This window comes from Massilimicrobiota sp. An134, from assembly GCF_002160815.1.
GTDB classification, from domain to species: Bacteria; Bacillota_I; Bacilli_A; order Erysipelotrichales; family Coprobacillaceae; genus Allocoprobacillus; species Allocoprobacillus merdigallinarum.
The window spans coordinates 1-16,803 of record NZ_NFLH01000013.1 but is presented as its reverse complement, the minus strand read 5'-3'; the positions used below and the strand labels follow the sequence as shown (position 1 = coordinate 16,803).

Genomic DNA, 16,803 nt, shown 5'->3' with positions numbered 1-16,803 from the left:
TTATATCATATCAATAATATTTAAAAAACTTTTTCAAATGAAAAAATCTAATAATAGTCCCCCTATTATTAGATCTTAAAAAATTACTTTTTAATTAAAACAATATTATAATTTTTCCCTTCAATATTCTTTTTATTAATCAACCTAACACGTTCTCTCACTGGCTCTGGATGTTCGTCGGCAATTAGAATAATTCTACCGATAGGTTTATTCAATAATAGTTGTTCATCCCACAACTTTTCAAAAAAGTAGAGATCATTAACTTTAGTTTTTATACATTCAAAATACAAATCATAACCCTCATGAGTGCAAACTTGACAATTACAAATAAATTTTTTTGTTTTAATAGCATCATAAATTATGTTTTCTTTATCAACAAAAGTCAAATTTACAACTTGATCAATAAATTTCATTTTTATATTTTGATTCATTTCTTTTTCATCATACAATAATGAAATTTGATCAGCAATCCAATGAAATAAAAATGCGGTTTTTGAATCAGATCTATTTAAACCAGTTTTTGTTGTACGTGTATTAGGTAGTCTTCCTCTTTTATCAGAAATTAAATTGACAACTATGAGATTACCATTATAAAATGGATGTGATTTTATACCCCAAATTTCTTCAAAGCCCAAAAATTCAAGCAATCTCCCGTTAAAACGTATTTCTACTCCTGAAGATCTCATATTTTTTAAATAATATTTCTTTGTTAGTGTATTTTTTGACATGATAATATGTTTCAAATCGATTTTGACTACTCCATTACCTAAATCAACCATTTGCGATTTATTCATTTTACACTTTTCGACAACTGGAAATATAGGTTTTACATCAGCTATACTATTATATTCTTTATCGTCATCAAAAGCCTTTATTGTTATTTTAATATTTTCTTGTTTAATGATATATGAATAATGAACACCTAAATCTTCATACAATAGATCCACTAAATCTTTAAATTGAGATGTTTGACTTCCAAATGGAATTCTTATTGTCTTAAAAATATCATATGAACATGTGAATTTAATAATTGTTCCTGTTTCACTACCCGTCAAGCAATTTCCTTTATGTATCTCAACATTCATACCTTTAAATGAATAAGGTGCTCTTACTACTTTATATTGCCCCTGTAAAGCATCTTTTATTGTTCTTGTCATTATTATCCAGCTCAAATTAAAAGGATCAACAAACGATAAACCATTATTCGAACCACTTCCATGTTCATTAAACAAAGATTCAAAAAATTTCATTCCTCCCAGAGTTAAAGCATTTTCAATGTCTATAATACCTTTTCCATGATCTTCGATTATAACTTCTACTTTATTTTTGCTCATTTTTTTGAATGTAATAATAATTTCACCATTTTTAATTTTATTTCTAATAAAATCCGAAATAGCATTATCCACAAACTCATGAATAACTTGAGAAAGATTTTCAAAATGATAGCCAAGAGTCTTCCATAAGTGATCTATATCAGGAATTAAGTTTAATTTTTTCATTTTCTTCCCCTTTCCAAAAGAAATATAACACAAAAACATTTAACAAATTCAAAATTTTTATTCTTTGTAAAAAATTTAAATTGTACATATTAATAATATAAAATTATTATTTTATCTTCATACTAGAATATCCAAAATCTATTTTCTTATATGCTTATAAAATAAAAAATCATCATAAGATGACTTTTCTCAAAATTCCATTTTCTAAATCATGAATATTATACAAAGTATTCAATACATCAAAGGTCTCCTTAAGATTATGTTTAGCACTTCGCCAACCATAACCATCAGTGACCCATATAAATGTTACTCCTTCAACCCTATCAATTTCTTGGGTGATATTTTTATAACTTCTTGCTGTTTCATTTAACTTGCTTCCACCAGCTTTATAAAAATTCGTTTCAAAAACATAAATTTGATTCTCTGTTTTTACAACAAAATCAAACCTTTTAGCAACATCTCCAGCATTTGTAAGTAGTGATAAATCAATATTCCATTTCTTTTCAATATCTTTAGTATACATTTCTTTATAATATTCAACATTCAGCTCTTGAATATATCTTTCTAATAAATTTTCCATCAAATGTCCACCACGATTTTTTCTTCCATTTGAATCTAATCCAACCTCTATGCCTAATACATAGTCAACTAAATTATTAATAATATGATTAACTATCAACTCTTTTAATCCAGTTTCTTTTAAAAACTCAAGATAGAGATCAATATCATTATGAGATAATTTTTTGTATTTATATAACATAAAATCATATTTAATATTTTTATAGTTTGTTTGCACTTCTATCTCATATTGTCTGACAGCCAACAATATAGGAATGCATTTTAATGTTTGAGGATATTTCTGACATATAGATCTAAACTCATCATCAAAATCTTTTGATCCTATTAATGAATTTAAAATATTTAATTCAACTTTAATATCATTTATATTTTCATATACCTTTTCAAAGTCAACATAATATTTATAATCAGATATTGAACTTCTTAAAGTTGATAGCCATTTCTCAAAGTTTCTCTCCATAATTAACATCCTCTATTCTCTTTAAACCTATTTCATAAAATTCCTTTTCTTTTTCTATTCCTATAAATCTTCTCTTTAACTTCTTACATACAACGCCAGTTGTAAAGCTACCCGCCATAAAATCACAGACAAGGTCATTTTCATTTGTACTTGCTAAAATAATTTTTTCTAATAGATATTCAGGCTTCTGCGTGGGATGTTTCCCATATCTCTTTTCTTTTTGTGGTGTTAATGATCCAACAAATACATCTTTCATTTGCTTTCCTTCATTCAATTCTTTCATTAATTTGTAATGAAAAGTATGCTTAACATTTTTAATATTCTTTTTTGCCCATAATAGTGTTTCAGTTGAATGAGTAAAACAACGACATGCTAAATTTGGTGGTGGATTTGTTTTCATCCAAGTTACATTATTAATTATTTTAAATCCTAATTCTTCTAATAAATACCCAATAATATAAATGTTGTGATAAGTACCAGATACCCATATTGTTCCTGTATCTTTTAATATTCTTTTTGCTTCTATTATCCATTTCCTATTGAAATCTACCTTTTCCTGAAAAGAATAATTTTCATCCCATTCACCTTTATTAACAGAAACTTGCTTACCACCTGAGCAAGATATACCGCCATTTGATAGAAAATATGGTGGATCAAGAAATATCATATCTATTGTTTTATCTTTAATAGTAGGTAATATTTCAAAAGCATCACCATTAATTAATTGAATATCATTATTTGATTCATAATTAGTAATAATCACTTCTTCACCAGTTCTTTTTTTAGCATCTGAATTAATATTTCTTTTAACATTAATAACCTTGATATGAAAGTCTTTATAAAGTTCTCTTATGAGTTCTGTATTATGATTTGTCAGCATACAATAGACACCTTTTTTAGATAACTCTTTATAAAGATTAGCTAATCTAATATGTTCTTCTTTTGTAAATCCTTCTTTAGTATATGATTCAAACGATGTATCATTTAAAAGATCATAAGGACTATCAAAAAATACAAAATCACCTTTTTCACAGTTCTTACAAACATTTTCAAAATCAGTACACAAAATATTTACATTCTGTAAATACTTAGATATTTGATCTATATCCTCTTTTTTATAAGAATTTCCTGATTTCTTTTGATTAAATGGTACATTAAATAAACCTTTAGAATTAACTCTATATAATCCATTAAAACAATGTTTATTCAAATAAATAAACATTGCTGCTAAAGAAATGTTTTTTTCTTGATTTGCCATCATTTCATTATATAAATCTCTTGTATGATAATAAAATTCTTTAGGATTCTTTTCATGCTCCAAAGCCAATTTATCCAATTCTTTTAATAATTCATCTTTCTGATTTTTTATACACTCATACGTAAAAATAAGTTCTTGATTAATATCATTTATTGTTGCTTTTTCAAACATAAAATGCAATGCAACAGCACCACCACCGACAAACGGCTCATAATAATGATTTATTTTGCTTGGTAATAGTTTTTCTATTTCTTCTAATAACTGTGTTTTTCCACCAGCCCATTTTACAAAAGGTTTCATATTCACTCCTTTTTTCCCTTAGTAATGAACTAAAAGAAAAAATCCGTTGAAAACGGATTTGGACTAAATATGTATTCTGTTCATGCAATCTTGTTTATATTTATTTTGACAATGAACATATAAATTCATTGTTGTTGCAGGTGATGCATGTCCTAATATTTCACTTAAACAATTGTAATCAAAACCTAGTTCAATACATTGAGTTGCAAAATAATGTCTTAATGAGTGCACTGTTACATTACTTATATCTAATGTTTTTAATAAAGATTTAAATTTATATCTAAATCTTCTTGGTTCATAATATTTTGATGATTGCGTTAGAAAGTAATTATCACTATCATTCATAATTAAATACGGTATTAATACATCAGGAATTGGTATAACCCTTGCTGATTTTTTTGTTTTTGTAGAACTAATAATAATTTTCGTTTTTTTATTTTCAATATCAGCTATTCTTTGAAGTGTTTTATCAATATGAATTTCTTTATTTACTAAATCAATATCATCATTTTTTAAAGCACACAATTCTCCAATTCTTACACCTGTACATAAAATAAATAATATTCCTATATGAAAATGATTAGGATTGTTTTTAAGATAATCCACCAAAATGCGATATTCATTTTGATCAAGGATATTTATTTTCTTAACTTTATAAGGATATTTAATATTTAAATTTATGTTATCAATATATCCTTTTTCTGTACAATATTTTAAGCCAAGTTTGATAATATTTACCAATTCTTTGACTGTCTTTATTGATAACCCTGTTGAATCTTTAATTCGTCCACATTTTAATTTTTCAATAACAAATAATTGAATAATTTTCTGATTTATATCTTTTAGATAATATGATTGAAAATATGGTTTGATATGATTGTTTATATGACTATAATAAGTCGCATATGTTGATTCTTTGATATGATATCTTTGAATTTCTAACCATTCATCTAAAATATTAATAAACTTATATTTCTTTTTTCTTATCATTTTATTACCTCCAAATATTAAGATAACAAAATGATAGAATATTTATTTAAAAACTGTTAAAATAATCTTAATAAAAAAGATCTCTTAGTTCATTACTAAGGGATCTTTTCATTAACTTCAATACTTGTTTCAATATCACATTCTTCAGGATAAAGCATAAATTCACCTGAATCATATTTTGATTGTATCAACTGTCTTGCTTGTTCTTCATTTTCAGCTTCTACACTAATGCTTTTACTTAAAGTTTCATGAATTGTTATTGTATATTTTTTCATTTCATCACCATGATTATCATGGATCAATTTTTAAAGTAAGTCAAGTTAAGATGAAACTATTTGAAACGTCTATACTTACCGCGAGATATAAATTCTATATATCCTTTATCTCTTAAATGTTGCAAATTCTGACGAATCTTTGATTCAAGATTATTATTATTCGGATATAATTCTTCTAATTCATCTTTGTAATTATACATTTCTGTAATATCAAATTCATTTTTTTTCATCTTTTTTACAATATTTAATATATCCTTTTCAGATTGACTTAACTCTTCGTAAAGCATTTCACTTTTAGTTGATAAAACGTATTTTGAAGATTTGTCTTTTACAGATAAATTCTTTTGGGAATTCTTGTTATTATTTGCACAATGATTTTTGAATTCAAGTTGATTATAAAAAAGATTATCAATAATTTTTTTCTTTACGATTTTATATCTACAGTCTAAAAACCTAAAATAATCTTCTTTTAATTCGTTAAAGTCAGTATAATCTTTATCCATCCATTCCAAATCTTTTTTTGTAGTAAAAGAAAAACGTGCTTCAATTTCTTGAAGAGAAATTTCTTTTTCATATAGACATTGTAGATATTTATTATCTTCATATAATGTTTTATCTTTTTTCTTTCTATTAATAGCTTCTCTCAACAAACAAATATTCGCAAAAGAGCTGATAGGTAATCCAATTTGTTCATCATTTTTTGCAACCTTTTTAATTAAAATTTTCAATTTACCTTTAGGTGCTAAATGTTCAATATCATAATTAATGTCATCATTTTGTTCATAGGCAGAAAATGATCTATTATAAATAATACTTAACAATAATTTTTCAATAGATTTTGGCTCGGCTACTTTTTTACTTTCTTTACGACTATTAATGTTGCTTATCCAATGATCTAGTTCATTTTCAAGTTTTTCTGGTGATATTTCATCAGTATAATAATTTTTGTCTAAAGACACGTGATTAAGTTTGCTGTCTCCACTTCCACGCCAGTAATCATTTAATATGTCAACAAGATATCGTTTAAAAGCATAGCTTTTAAATGCTTTTTTAAACTTTTTATAATCAGCATTTGATCTGTCAATTAAAATTGTTCTACCTATAATTTCATTACCAGATTCATCATATGTGTATGTAGAATATTTAAAATTAAAATAATTCGAAACTATTGAGCAGATTTGAAATTCTGATTGATTAATAGCTTTAGAATCTTTTCTTTTATTTAATTTAAATTCTAAATAAGGTTTAAAAATTGCATATACACAATCTATTGTATTTAAAACATTAACTAAAAATTGATTAAATTGATTGTCTGTAGGAAATAGTTCTTGTATTATCGCTGGTAATTCTGCTAATTTACTATTTTGATTTCCTATACAAGCATTTACAAGACTAAAGCCACTACTTTCTACATTTTGATCATTTTTTGATCTAAAGAAGAAATATGGATATCTTACTGATATTAGTTTTCCAAATCCAAATAATATTTGATAAAAATTTAATTTTTTCGTCTTTTTTATATCATAAGGATTATACCCTTCAATACTGAAATTATTTTCCAAAATACTTCCGTAAAATTTATCTACATATTCTATAATATCCAACAATTTATTATCAATAATTTTGTATTCATACGTTGTCCATGTAGCTGATAATATTTGATATTTAGATAATGTTATGCCTTTAGAATTAATTCTACTAAATATGTCTGGTAAACTATCTGGATTACCTTCATATACTATTGCTGGAATTTCAAGATTTACCAAATCTTCACATTCATTTCTAAAGCATGAAAATTCATCAATTAAAATATTAGTAATCTCAAATAATGCCCCATTATTACATGTTGGAAATTCGGTTTGAATATATTTAACACATTTAGCTGCATTCATATTTTTAATATCTTCTAATGTACGTGTATTATCTTCAACCCATTCTTTAATGACCTTTTCAATGTTCTTTTTAATAGTTTCTTTATTTCCAACCAGTTTTAATTCTAAAAAAATTTTATCTAATGTACTATCTGAAATATTATATTGTTGGAAGTATTTACTTGGATTATATATATATTCATATATTGTAGATATTCTTTGCAAACCATCTATAAGTTCATAATCATTATCTGCTTTTTTATATAACAAAATTGATCCAAAAGGATATCCTTTTTTTATTGAATCCATTAATCCTTCTTTTTGTTTTGGCTTCCACACCTGGCCTCTCTGATATTGAGGAACTTTTATAATACCTTCCTTAATTTTATCAGCAATCTCTTTAGCATTATAATCCTTAATTTTCCATTTTTTAGACATTTTTGAACACCTCTTAACATAATTAGATCATATTTTATGATCTGCGTAAAGATCTTTTAATCTACATAAATATTTTTTAAGATAATAATTACTTCGACATAATAAAATGCTAACCACAAAAGTTAGCATTTTTGCTTTAATGATAATCTTACATCTTACAAGAAACATAGAATTTCTGCACATAGTTATTTTCTATTGCTTGTTTTAAATCATTATAATAGATTGTTCCATAATCAATAGCTTTTATTAATTCTTTATTTCTGTTTTCTAATCTTTTTATAGTTTTCTCATCAGGTATTGTATTACTTTTTCTAGAATTCATTGATTTAGAAGTAATCACTAAGTTCCATATATCGTCACTATACATGAAGGACCATGGTATAACGTGATCAACAGATATATCATTTTCTTCTAAGATATCACCTGTATAAAAATCAATGATTTTTCCATCTTTCATCTGTTCCAACAATATATTTTTAAACTTTGTTAAATTATTTCTTCTTATTTTTTCATCAGAAATTCCTTTTACTTTCAAAGATATTTTTGGACTATTATTAAATTTTTCTAGTAATTGAGCCCACCTGTAATTCAATAATTGTGATAATATAAAAGCATATTCTTTTAAATCTATAACTTCTTCTTTAGAAAAGTAAATTTCTCTTTGTTTTAAATCTATCCTATAAATTTCTAATGTTTTATCTTTAACTTTTTTAAATCTCCAAGATACATCATGTTTTAATGTTATTGCTATTTTATTTATCTTTTTTTGATAAAATTCCAAATCTTTTTTTAAATAATCTTCAGCCAAATCAAACCATATAGGATTATTCATTTGCCTTATTTGGTTAACATAACTAATACATTTCTCAGTTTCTTGAACAATAATAGGTTTCTTAGCAGGACTTTGTTTTAACTGAAAAAAATATATTTGATTCCAATAATATTTGAGCATCTTCACTGCTATTTGTTGAAACGAAAAAACATTCACATCTTGAACAACATCAAGTTCTATAATTAATTCCAACAATGCTCTACCCCATGCTAATTTATATGTATTATCATTATTCATATTTTCAATAATATCTAACCAATTCTTTATATATTCACTCATATTTCATCCTCAATGACATATTCTAAAAAAATCTTTTGCTCAAACTTGCCATTACTTTTACTTTTTTTATCCTTAACATTTTGAATCTCTGTATCATTAATATTATAAATATCTTTAATAGCCTCAACAACCTCTATAACATCAACTAATTCTTCAATTATATTCTGTTTGGTTAACGCTACATTAACCTCATAAGCTTCTTCAATTAATTTCTTTTTTAACTCGATAATGTATTCATCATTAGTAAGTATTCGTGTTTTAAATACTTTACTATCTTTTTCTATAATCTCTGGTATATAGTCTCTCACAAGCTTATTATATATCCTTTTCACTATTTTCACCTTTATACTTCAATTTAACATAAATTAATTATATATATTAATAACATTTACAAAAAATCATCTATATTTCACTTACTTGATTCTTTTAAAGAATTCTAAAATAATATAATGACTCTTTTTATTATATCTTGCGTTATCAAACCGTATCTCTTTAAATTTTTTCTCTATACCACTCATTAATTCCTCTAAAATGAAAACTTTAATTATTCAGTAATAATGTATTTCACAGTCCACTTGAAGCATTTGACTTTTGTATGTCATTTTAAGTTTTGTTTTCAGATAAAAATTATTTAGAAAACGAGTAGTAATCAGATTTATTCCTGAAAAATATCAAACATTTTTAACAAGCGTGTCTAATGGCCTATGAAATATATTTATATTAAACAAGTTCACTATCAAAATAATCCAAATCTAATTGTTTGATTTCATAAGTCTGCACAATACTCACACCTAAATTATATTTCATCATTAAATCCGTTAACATTTTACCATCAACTAAAATGAGCTTAACTTGTAATTGTTTTTTCGCATAATCAATGGCTTCTCTTGTAAAAGTAGATGTTGTAATAAATAATCCTTTTGTACCACCTTGACCAGCTACTGCGCCTAAAAACTTCTGAATTTCTGGTCTTCCCACACTACTTCTATTCCATTTCTTAGCTTGAATATAAATACTATTAAATCCAAACTGATCTTCATTGATAATTCCATCTATACCTTCATCACCACTATAATCAGTTGAAATGATAGATTCTTTATCATAAGCATAACCCATTTTATCTAATAAATCTAAAACCAGTTTTTCAAAGAAAGCTGGATCTTTAGATATAATCATATCCAACAATTCATCACTGACACGTGATGATATCATCTTAATAGATTGACCAATATTTTCTAAAGGTGTAGACTCTTTTGGTTTTGTTTGATTTTCAGGTTGTTCATTATGACGATTTACAAACTGTCTAACTTCTTCATATTGCATTAAATAATCATCATCAACATGAATATGAGAAGATAGTATATTTTCTCCTTGAGGTGTAATTTGATAAACACCTCTTTCTACAGAACGAATCAATCCTGCTTTTGTTAAATATGTTTTTGTCCATCCCAAACGATGATAAATCACTGTTTTATGACTGTTTTCCATCTTTTGATTTCTTTCATCTTCAGTTAAATGTAATACATCAGATACTTCATCTACCATATCACGTACTCTTAACTGATGATGTTTATTTAATACGTGTAACACTTCATTATACATTTCATTATATTGTGGTATCATTTGTTATCTCCTTTACTTTTTTTACAAAATATATAACATTTCTACTTTATTTTATAAATGCTATGATCAGCATCCATGAATGTATCATAATAACTTTTGATTACTTGCTTAAAATGAGCATCTCTTTGATGACATCGACGAATCTGATCTTTTAAAATCGCATTCATATCATAATCTTCCATAATTTCTTCAACACTATTGATATGTCGTAGTTTCCCATATTCTACTATAGATTCAATAATTCCTAATATTTTTTCTTGTGCTTCATTTTTTGGAACGTCATCCAGCACATCGATTCTCTCCATAATAAACCATGGATCGCATATTTTTTCTATATCATAATGTTTTTTAACTATTTTACATATAAGTTGAAGCAAAGCATCAGAATTTAGTATTTGTGCTTTATCATCAACAGCTTCCCAACTCATCTGATCTTTTTTAAAAAAATAATCATCAGTATCTGTTACACTCATATATTCTTGATACTTATCCAATATGTCTTGTTCAGTATACTGAAAACCTAATTGATTGATTTCTTTTAATAAATCATCAATAGATATATTTTTCATATATTCTTCTCTTTGGTGATATCTGATAAAACCATCTTGCATTTGTCTTAACATTGCCCTTTTTTCTTCATCACTTAAATGCATATTGCTCAACTCCCTTTTCTTTCTATGATTATTATAACAGATTTTCCTTATCTATTTATCTTGTTTCGATCATTTTTGTGATAAAATAAACATGAGGTGAAAAATATGGTCATTTTTTTAACGAGTAGTCCTACTGGTCCATTAGATGGCAGTAGAAAAGTAGATGGTTTAGATAAGAAAAATCATTTTGTAGATCAATTGAGAAAATATTGGAAAGAGCATAGTCGTTGTTGTATCATTGCCGCTAGTCCTGATGCCTATGAACAAAATGATGAAATGTGTGATTTCTTTAGAGAAACTCTTTTAAAAGAATATTTTTCTATTCAATGTTTTGATTTGATTGATAGAAGATATAGTGACTTTACAAAAGATGATCTTCAAAAATATGATGTTATATTATTAGGTGGAGGTCATGTTCCTACTCAAAATCAGTTTTTTAAAGATATTCAACTTCGAGAAAAAATCAAAGATTTTGATGGAATTATCATTGGTATTAGTGCTGGTAGTATGAATAGTGCAGGCATTGTTTATTGTCAACCTGAAGAAGATGGCGAAGCTATAAATCCAAAATTTCAAAGATGGATAAGTGGTCTGGATCTTACAAAAACAAATATCATCCCTCATTATCAAATGGTTAAAGATAGATACATAGATGGTATGAGATTATATGAAGATATCACTTATAAAGATAGCATTGGCCATCCATTCATCGTATTTGTTGATGGAAGTTATGTCTTCATTAATAAACACGAAACAATATATGGTGAAAGTTATCTCATTGTTGATGGACATATTCAACTTATATGTCATGAAGATGAAACAAAACGCATAGATGAAATAGAGTTATAGCATGATTATCGTGTTATAACTTTATTTTTATAAAAATACAATAATTATACATTTAAAGTGATTGAAATATTTTAATTGATTTTAATACAAACTATCAATATTCATGTATAATAGATAATGGATTAATTATGGGAGGATTATAAACATGATATTAGAACAAATTCATCCAGATATACTGGAAATGGCAAAAGAATCAGAAAATATTTTAAATGATATTTATAAAAAAATAGATGAAATAGCTTTAATAAATTCTAATCGTATCTTATCAGCATTTATAGAAAATAGAGTTTCTTATTCTGATTTTGCAGATATTAATGGATATGGAAATTATGATGAAGGAAGAGATAAATTAGAAAAAATCTTTGCGACTGTTCTTGGTTGTGAAGATGCCTTAGTTCGTCCTCAGATTATGAGTGGAACAAACGCATTATATTTAACGCTTTCTGCTTTATTAAAACATGGAGATACCATGATTTCTTTATCTGGAGCTCCTTATGATTCTTTACAAGAAATGATTGGTTTGAGTGGAAATTCTACACAATCATTAAAGGCAAATGGTGTGAAATATGAACAGATTGAATTAGTCAATGATGATTTTGATGATAAGAAAATTGTAGAGAGATTAAAACAGAATAATGTCAAACTTGTTGAAATTCAAAGATCTAGAGGATATTCACATCGTCAATCTCTTTCTATTTCAAAGATTGAACGTATAATTTCAAAGATTCGTGAAGTAAATAAAGACGTCATTATCATGGTTGATAACTGTTATGGTGAGTTAGTAGAAGACAAAGAACCTGGTCATGTTGGAGCTGATGTGGTTGTAGGCTCTTTAATGAAAAACCTCGGTGGTGGAATTGCACCTACTGGTGGATATATAGCAGGAAATCAGGAACTTATTCATATGGTTGCTGAACGTTTGACTGCTCCTGGTATTGGAAAAGATTTAGGTGCTAATTTCAACTTAAACAATACTTTCTTTAAAGGTTTATTTATGGCTCCTAATGCTGTCAAAAATGCTTTAAAAACAGCTGTATTTTCTGCATATATGTTAGAAAAATTAGGTTATTCTAACGTATCTCCTCGTTATGATGAGCCACGCACAGATATCATTCAAACTTTAGAACTCAAAACAAAAGACAATTTAGTGAACTTTACACAAGGGATTCAACAAACAAGTCCTATTGATTCATTCGTTCAAGTTTTACCTGCCCCTATGCCAGGTTATCCTTTTGATGAAGTCATGGCAGCAGGTAGCTTTACACAAGGAAGCACCATTGAATTAAGTGCTGATGCCCCTGTTATTGAACCTTATACACTTTACATACAAGGTGGATTAACATTTGAATATGGTAAATTATCTATTTTACTTGCATTATCAAATATGAAAGGGAAGTTGGATTAGCAACTTCCCTTTTGTCCACCATCAATACGTATGACAGTATTATTAATAAAATTAGCTTCATCACTTATTAAGAATTTCACTAAATAAGCCACTTCTTGAGGATCACCATATCGATTGACCATAATTTTTTCAACTTCTTCTTTTAAAAACTCTTTATCATATCCGTCCAACTCATTTTCTGTTCCGATAAAACCTGGAGCAATACAATTGACATTAACATATGGAGCAAACTCAAAAGCAAGATTATGTGTCATGGAAATCAATGCTGCTTTAGAAGCATCATAATCTATACACATAGGATAATATGTATTGATACCATTAGTTGAAGAAATATTTATAATTCTACCATATTCCTGATCTAACATATGTCGATAAACACGTTTACTGCAATTAAATGCACCGACAACATTGACATCTAAAGTCTTTCTAAATTCTTCAGCATTTTTCAAATGAAAGAGATTAGATAAATCAACAGCAGCATTATTAACTAAAATATCAACACCACCTAGTTCTAATTCAATAGAAGATATCATTTGATCAACTTCATCTTCTTTAGACACATCACATTGAATAGCCATGCATCGTACACCATAATTGTCTCTAATCATATCTTTTAATGCATGAGCTTCTTTTTTGGATGTGAGATAATTAATCACAATATCATAACCTTGTTTTCCTAGTTCTAAAGCAATGGCTTTTCCAATACCTTGTGCTCCACCTGTAATTAATACAACTTTATTCATCTTTGAAAAAAAGAGCTTGATTAAGCTCTTCCTGCATACTTACCATCTGCTGTAAAAACAACAATTTTTTCACCAGGTTCAATGAACTGAGGAACACGTAATGATAATCCTGTATCAGTCACAGCATCTTTTGTTTGGTTAGATGGTGCTCCTTTAATAGCTGGATCAGTTTCTACAACTGTTAATTCTACTTTTTCTGGTACAGATACTGATAATAAATCACCTTCAAAGAACATTAATGAAACTTCTGAACCTTCAATAATATAATATTGAGTATCTCCAACTTGATCATTAGCCAATTCATATGTTTCATATGTTTCCATATCCATAAAATAGAATGTTGATCCATCTTTATATGAATATTGTGCTGTTTTTCTTGAAATATTAGCTTGATCAAATTTTGTATTTGCATTAAAGTTTCTTTCTTGAATTGCATTTGTTTTTAAGTTTCTCATTTTTGTTTTTAAGATAGCTGCACCTTTTCCTGGTTTCACATGTTGAAAGTCTAATACCTGGCAAGGATCACCATCAACAATTAAAGTTAATCCTGTTCTAAAATCTCCCGCTGATATAGCCATATTTTTCACTCCTTATATATTTTCAAGATTTTTCTTCACGCTTATTTTACCAATTTTATAAACAATCTACAAGTCTCATACAGTGATTTGTTTTTGTTTTTCTTGTGAATGTGACTGAATATACTTACTCCACTTAATATAACCATATGTGGTATTTGTAAAGTAACCTAATTTTAGAACTAATAAAACATATTGTCCTGAAATCACATTAATAACTGCTTCCAGGAATGCACAAATATACCACGCAATCCACTGTTCTCTTAGTCTAAAGAAAATAAACAATCCATTTGCAATTCCTACAGCTGATGCACAGGCATCAATATATATAATGGCTGTTTCTAATAATTGGTTGTTATAAAAATCTGTTGAGATATCTAAACCACTAATAAAATATCCTACAACAATTGTCCAAACTACAATACCTACAATGACTAAAACTTCTTGGTATCCTTTAAGTTTTCTAACAACTGTCAATTCACTTTCTTCTTCATCTTTATGTCTTGACCAGTTAATATAACTAATAATATCAATTGGTAGCCAGAATAATAATGTTGTGACCATTGTCGCAAAACGATACATTAAGACAACACACATTGCTATTTCTACGATTTCTACGAATACAGAAACAAGGAAATTGTATCTTGACTGTTTAGAAATAAGTAACTCACAAAGAATGTTCAAGAACGTATCTAGTAAATAAAGCAACATGATGATAATTCCATTGACACCATTTGCACTTTCTTCTGGAAAAATAACTGAAATAATCGTAGCCAATACCATGATTGATAAAAACCATGATTTTTCATATGTTGTGAACTGTTTTGCAAATAATGTCATAATCAAAACAGATATCATCAAAATAAATGAAGCAATTCCAAAGTTAAACACAGGTGTTAATTCATTCGCTTTGACTTGTCCATATGAATGTTGTATTTCCTGATCTGTTATATTTTGATGATCAAAATAGAGCTTTGTTCCATTATCAGTTTCATATTCATATGCTGTAATACTATCATCTTCTAATTGAACGTAATCTTCATACGAATAAGAAACAACTAATTGCTTATCCCCACTTACATATGTAACATCACAAACTGTATTATCCTCACTATAATCTTCTAGTTCCCTATCTCTAGTCATTTCTATACTTTGGATAAACTTTGCATCATTGACATTGGCATTCACCTGAAACATACCATATCCAATAGATACAATAGAAGCAACACATAATAAAATAGAAATAATAACTTCTGCAATACGTAACCCTTTTCTAGGTTCCATATTGGCTTTAAAAAACTTTATCATATCAAACCTTCTCCCCTATCATTTGCATTTATAACATGCTTTCCTATTATAAACTATTTTGATAGAAGATGATATATTTAATTGTTAATTACTATGAAAACAACTTATTATTTGATTGTTTTTTTCAAAAACATTAAACATTCTGATAATTTGCCTTATGAGAAAGTCGGGAAAAATGAGCCCGTTTGCATTGCAGATGAGGTTCCGTTTGAAATTCCGGATTCATGGGTATGGACTTAACTTGGATTTATTTCTTCTTATGCTGAAATCAAGAAAAAAATCAAGGCGCAGGATGCACCAACAAATCTTTGGCAGCTAGACCTAGAAGATATTGAAAGGGGCGACCGCATTCTTAAACACAAAACTGTAGGTGAACGAAAAGCTGTAGGTGATAAGACCTTTTTTGAGGCAGGGAATGTATTGTATAGCAAACTACGTCCTTATTTGCTAAAGATATTAGTTGCCCCAGCAGACGGTATCTGTACTCCGGAAATTGTACCGTTCAGTCTCTATGGAAATATTCTCCCAAAATATATAGTGGCATTTTTGAAATCTCTATATTTCGATGGTGTAATAACTGCTGTAACATATGGAGTTAAGATGCCTAGAGTCGGAACACAAACTATAAGCACCTTACTGTTACCCCCCTCACTGAATGAGCAGCAGGCTTATAATGGCTGTCGATCAATATTGAAGTTGGCAGACTCATATTCACCCAGACAGCTAGAAGAAGCATGTGAAAAAACACTAAAGCATTTATCATTGCCCCGCTATAAAAATATTAAATTAATTATTCAATATAATCAAGATACAAGACAGGTCAACCAAGAAGATGAAAACAATGATGACTTTGCATTTGTCAGAGG

15 protein-coding genes and 1 pseudogene are annotated in these 16,803 nt (G+C 27.4%); 3 read left to right on the top strand and 13 right to left on the bottom strand.

Translation table 11 applies throughout. The annotated features are described in order from the left end of the window. Positions 1–83 precede the first annotated feature (83 nt). From B5E79_RS06925 to B5E79_RS06880, 10 genes are all read right to left on the bottom strand, one after another. Complete coding sequence (locus tag B5E79_RS06925; protein ID WP_158093955.1) at positions 84–1,499, bottom strand: ATP-binding protein; 1,416 nt, start codon at positions 1,497–1,499, stop codon at positions 84–86. Between the two features lie 172 nt (positions 1,500–1,671). Beyond that, positions 1,672–2,538 carry a type II restriction endonuclease gene (locus tag B5E79_RS06920; RefSeq protein WP_087297481.1) on the bottom strand — a complete coding sequence of 289 codons (867 nt, stop codon included), beginning with the start codon at positions 2,536–2,538 and terminating at the stop codon, positions 1,672–1,674. Beyond that, positions 2,522–4,096, bottom strand: a complete 1,575-nt coding sequence (locus tag B5E79_RS06915; RefSeq protein WP_087243110.1) for a Dam family site-specific DNA-(adenine-N6)-methyltransferase — start codon at positions 4,094–4,096, stop codon at positions 2,522–2,524. Before B5E79_RS06915 ends, B5E79_RS06920 begins: the two co-directional genes overlap by 17 nt. Positions 4,097–4,159: 63 nt before the next feature. After that, positions 4,160–5,086 (bottom strand): site-specific integrase, encoded by a 927-nt coding sequence (locus tag B5E79_RS06910; protein WP_087297457.1) that lies wholly within the window; start codon positions 5,084–5,086, stop codon positions 4,160–4,162. 95 nt (positions 5,087–5,181) lie between these two features. After that, on the bottom strand, positions 5,182–5,361 hold the full coding sequence (locus B5E79_RS06905; RefSeq protein ID WP_087244012.1) for a DpnD/PcfM family protein: 180 nt from the start codon (positions 5,359–5,361) through the stop codon (positions 5,182–5,184). 56 nt (positions 5,362–5,417) lie between these two features. Beyond that, positions 5,418–7,670 (bottom strand): GmrSD restriction endonuclease domain-containing protein, encoded by a 2,253-nt coding sequence (locus tag B5E79_RS06900; protein ID WP_087244011.1) that lies wholly within the window; start codon positions 7,668–7,670, stop codon positions 5,418–5,420. A 148-nt stretch (positions 7,671–7,818) separates the two neighbouring features. After that, positions 7,819–8,781: an HNH endonuclease domain-containing protein gene (locus B5E79_RS06895; protein ID WP_087244010.1), complete on the bottom strand. Its 963-nt coding sequence runs from the start codon at positions 8,779–8,781 to the stop codon at positions 7,819–7,821. Then, positions 8,778–9,113, bottom strand: coding sequence for a nucleoside triphosphate pyrophosphohydrolase (locus tag B5E79_RS06890; protein WP_206393143.1), 336 nt, complete (start codon positions 9,111–9,113; stop codon positions 8,778–8,780). Before B5E79_RS06890 ends, B5E79_RS06895 begins: the two co-directional genes overlap by 4 nt. A gap of 388 nt (positions 9,114–9,501) precedes the next feature. Next, positions 9,502–10,404: a restriction endonuclease gene (locus B5E79_RS06885; RefSeq protein ID WP_087244009.1), complete on the bottom strand. Its 903-nt coding sequence runs from the start codon at positions 10,402–10,404 to the stop codon at positions 9,502–9,504. A gap of 41 nt (positions 10,405–10,445) precedes the next feature. Continuing rightward, positions 10,446–11,057 carry a hypothetical protein gene (locus B5E79_RS06880; RefSeq protein WP_087297456.1) on the bottom strand — a complete coding sequence of 204 codons (612 nt, stop codon included), beginning with the start codon at positions 11,055–11,057 and terminating at the stop codon, positions 10,446–10,448. Between the two features lie 105 nt (positions 11,058–11,162). Here B5E79_RS06880 and B5E79_RS06875 point away from each other — a divergent pair, with 105 nt between their 5' ends. Continuing rightward, positions 11,163–11,906, top strand: coding sequence for a Type 1 glutamine amidotransferase-like domain-containing protein (locus B5E79_RS06875; protein WP_087297455.1), 744 nt, complete (start codon positions 11,163–11,165; stop codon positions 11,904–11,906). Between the two features lie 145 nt (positions 11,907–12,051). After that, complete coding sequence (locus B5E79_RS06870; RefSeq protein WP_087297454.1) at positions 12,052–13,311, top strand: methionine gamma-lyase family protein; 1,260 nt, start codon at positions 12,052–12,054, stop codon at positions 13,309–13,311. Here the strand turns inward: B5E79_RS06870 and B5E79_RS06865 are convergent. From B5E79_RS06865 to pnuC, 3 genes are all read right to left on the bottom strand, one after another. After that, positions 13,308–14,054, bottom strand: a complete 747-nt coding sequence (locus B5E79_RS06865) for an SDR family NAD(P)-dependent oxidoreductase (protein ID WP_087297453.1) — start codon at positions 14,052–14,054, stop codon at positions 13,308–13,310. The two genes, B5E79_RS06870 and B5E79_RS06865, sit on opposite strands and share 4 nt — an antisense overlap. Before the next feature lie 20 nt (positions 14,055–14,074). Continuing rightward, the gene (efp, locus tag B5E79_RS06860) at positions 14,075–14,632 is read right to left on the bottom strand and encodes an elongation factor P (RefSeq protein WP_087244004.1); all 558 of its coding nucleotides are present in this window, start codon (positions 14,630–14,632) and stop codon (positions 14,075–14,077) included. A 75-nt stretch (positions 14,633–14,707) separates the two neighbouring features. Beyond that, positions 14,708–15,937, bottom strand: coding sequence for a nicotinamide riboside transporter PnuC (gene pnuC, locus B5E79_RS06855; RefSeq protein ID WP_087297452.1), 1,230 nt, complete (start codon positions 15,935–15,937; stop codon positions 14,708–14,710). 600 nt (positions 15,938–16,537) lie between these two features. Here pnuC and B5E79_RS13330 point away from each other — a divergent pair. After that, positions 16,538–16,803, top strand: a pseudogene (locus B5E79_RS13330) (hypothetical protein); the annotation flags it as partial.

Bases quoted from the DNA above. Each gene is read 5' to 3' on its own strand.
- B5E79_RS06900 (WP_087244011.1), bottom strand. From the start codon at position 7,670: ATGTCTAAAAAATGGAAAATTAAGGATTATAATGCTAAAGAGATTGCT.
- B5E79_RS06885 (WP_087244009.1), bottom strand. From the start codon at position 10,404: ATGATACCACAATATAATGAAATGTATAATGAAGTGTTACACGTATTA.
- B5E79_RS06880 (WP_087297456.1), bottom strand. From the start codon at position 11,057: ATGCATTTAAGTGATGAAGAAAAAAGGGCAATGTTAAGACAAATGCAA.
- B5E79_RS06905 (WP_087244012.1), bottom strand. From the start codon at position 5,361: ATGAAAAAATATACAATAACAATTCATGAAACTTTAAGTAAAAGCATT.
- B5E79_RS06895 (WP_087244010.1), bottom strand. From the start codon at position 8,781: ATGAGTGAATATATAAAGAATTGGTTAGATATTATTGAAAATATGAAT.
- B5E79_RS06920 (WP_087297481.1), bottom strand. From the start codon at position 2,538: ATGGAGAGAAACTTTGAGAAATGGCTATCAACTTTAAGAAGTTCAATA.
- efp (WP_087244004.1), bottom strand. From the start codon at position 14,632: ATGGCTATATCAGCGGGAGATTTTAGAACAGGATTAACTTTAATTGTT.
- B5E79_RS06865 (WP_087297453.1), bottom strand. From the start codon at position 14,054: ATGAATAAAGTTGTATTAATTACAGGTGGAGCACAAGGTATTGGAAAA.
- B5E79_RS06870 (WP_087297454.1), top strand. From the start codon at position 12,052: ATGATATTAGAACAAATTCATCCAGATATACTGGAAATGGCAAAAGAA.
- B5E79_RS06910 (WP_087297457.1), bottom strand. From the start codon at position 5,086: ATGATAAGAAAAAAGAAATATAAGTTTATTAATATTTTAGATGAATGG.
- B5E79_RS06925 (WP_158093955.1), bottom strand. From the start codon at position 1,499: ATGAAAAAATTAAACTTAATTCCTGATATAGATCACTTATGGAAGACT.
- B5E79_RS06875 (WP_087297455.1), top strand. From the start codon at position 11,163: ATGGTCATTTTTTTAACGAGTAGTCCTACTGGTCCATTAGATGGCAGT.
- pnuC (WP_087297452.1), bottom strand. From the start codon at position 15,937: ATGATAAAGTTTTTTAAAGCCAATATGGAACCTAGAAAAGGGTTACGT.
- B5E79_RS06915 (WP_087243110.1), bottom strand. From the start codon at position 4,096: ATGAAACCTTTTGTAAAATGGGCTGGTGGAAAAACACAGTTATTAGAA.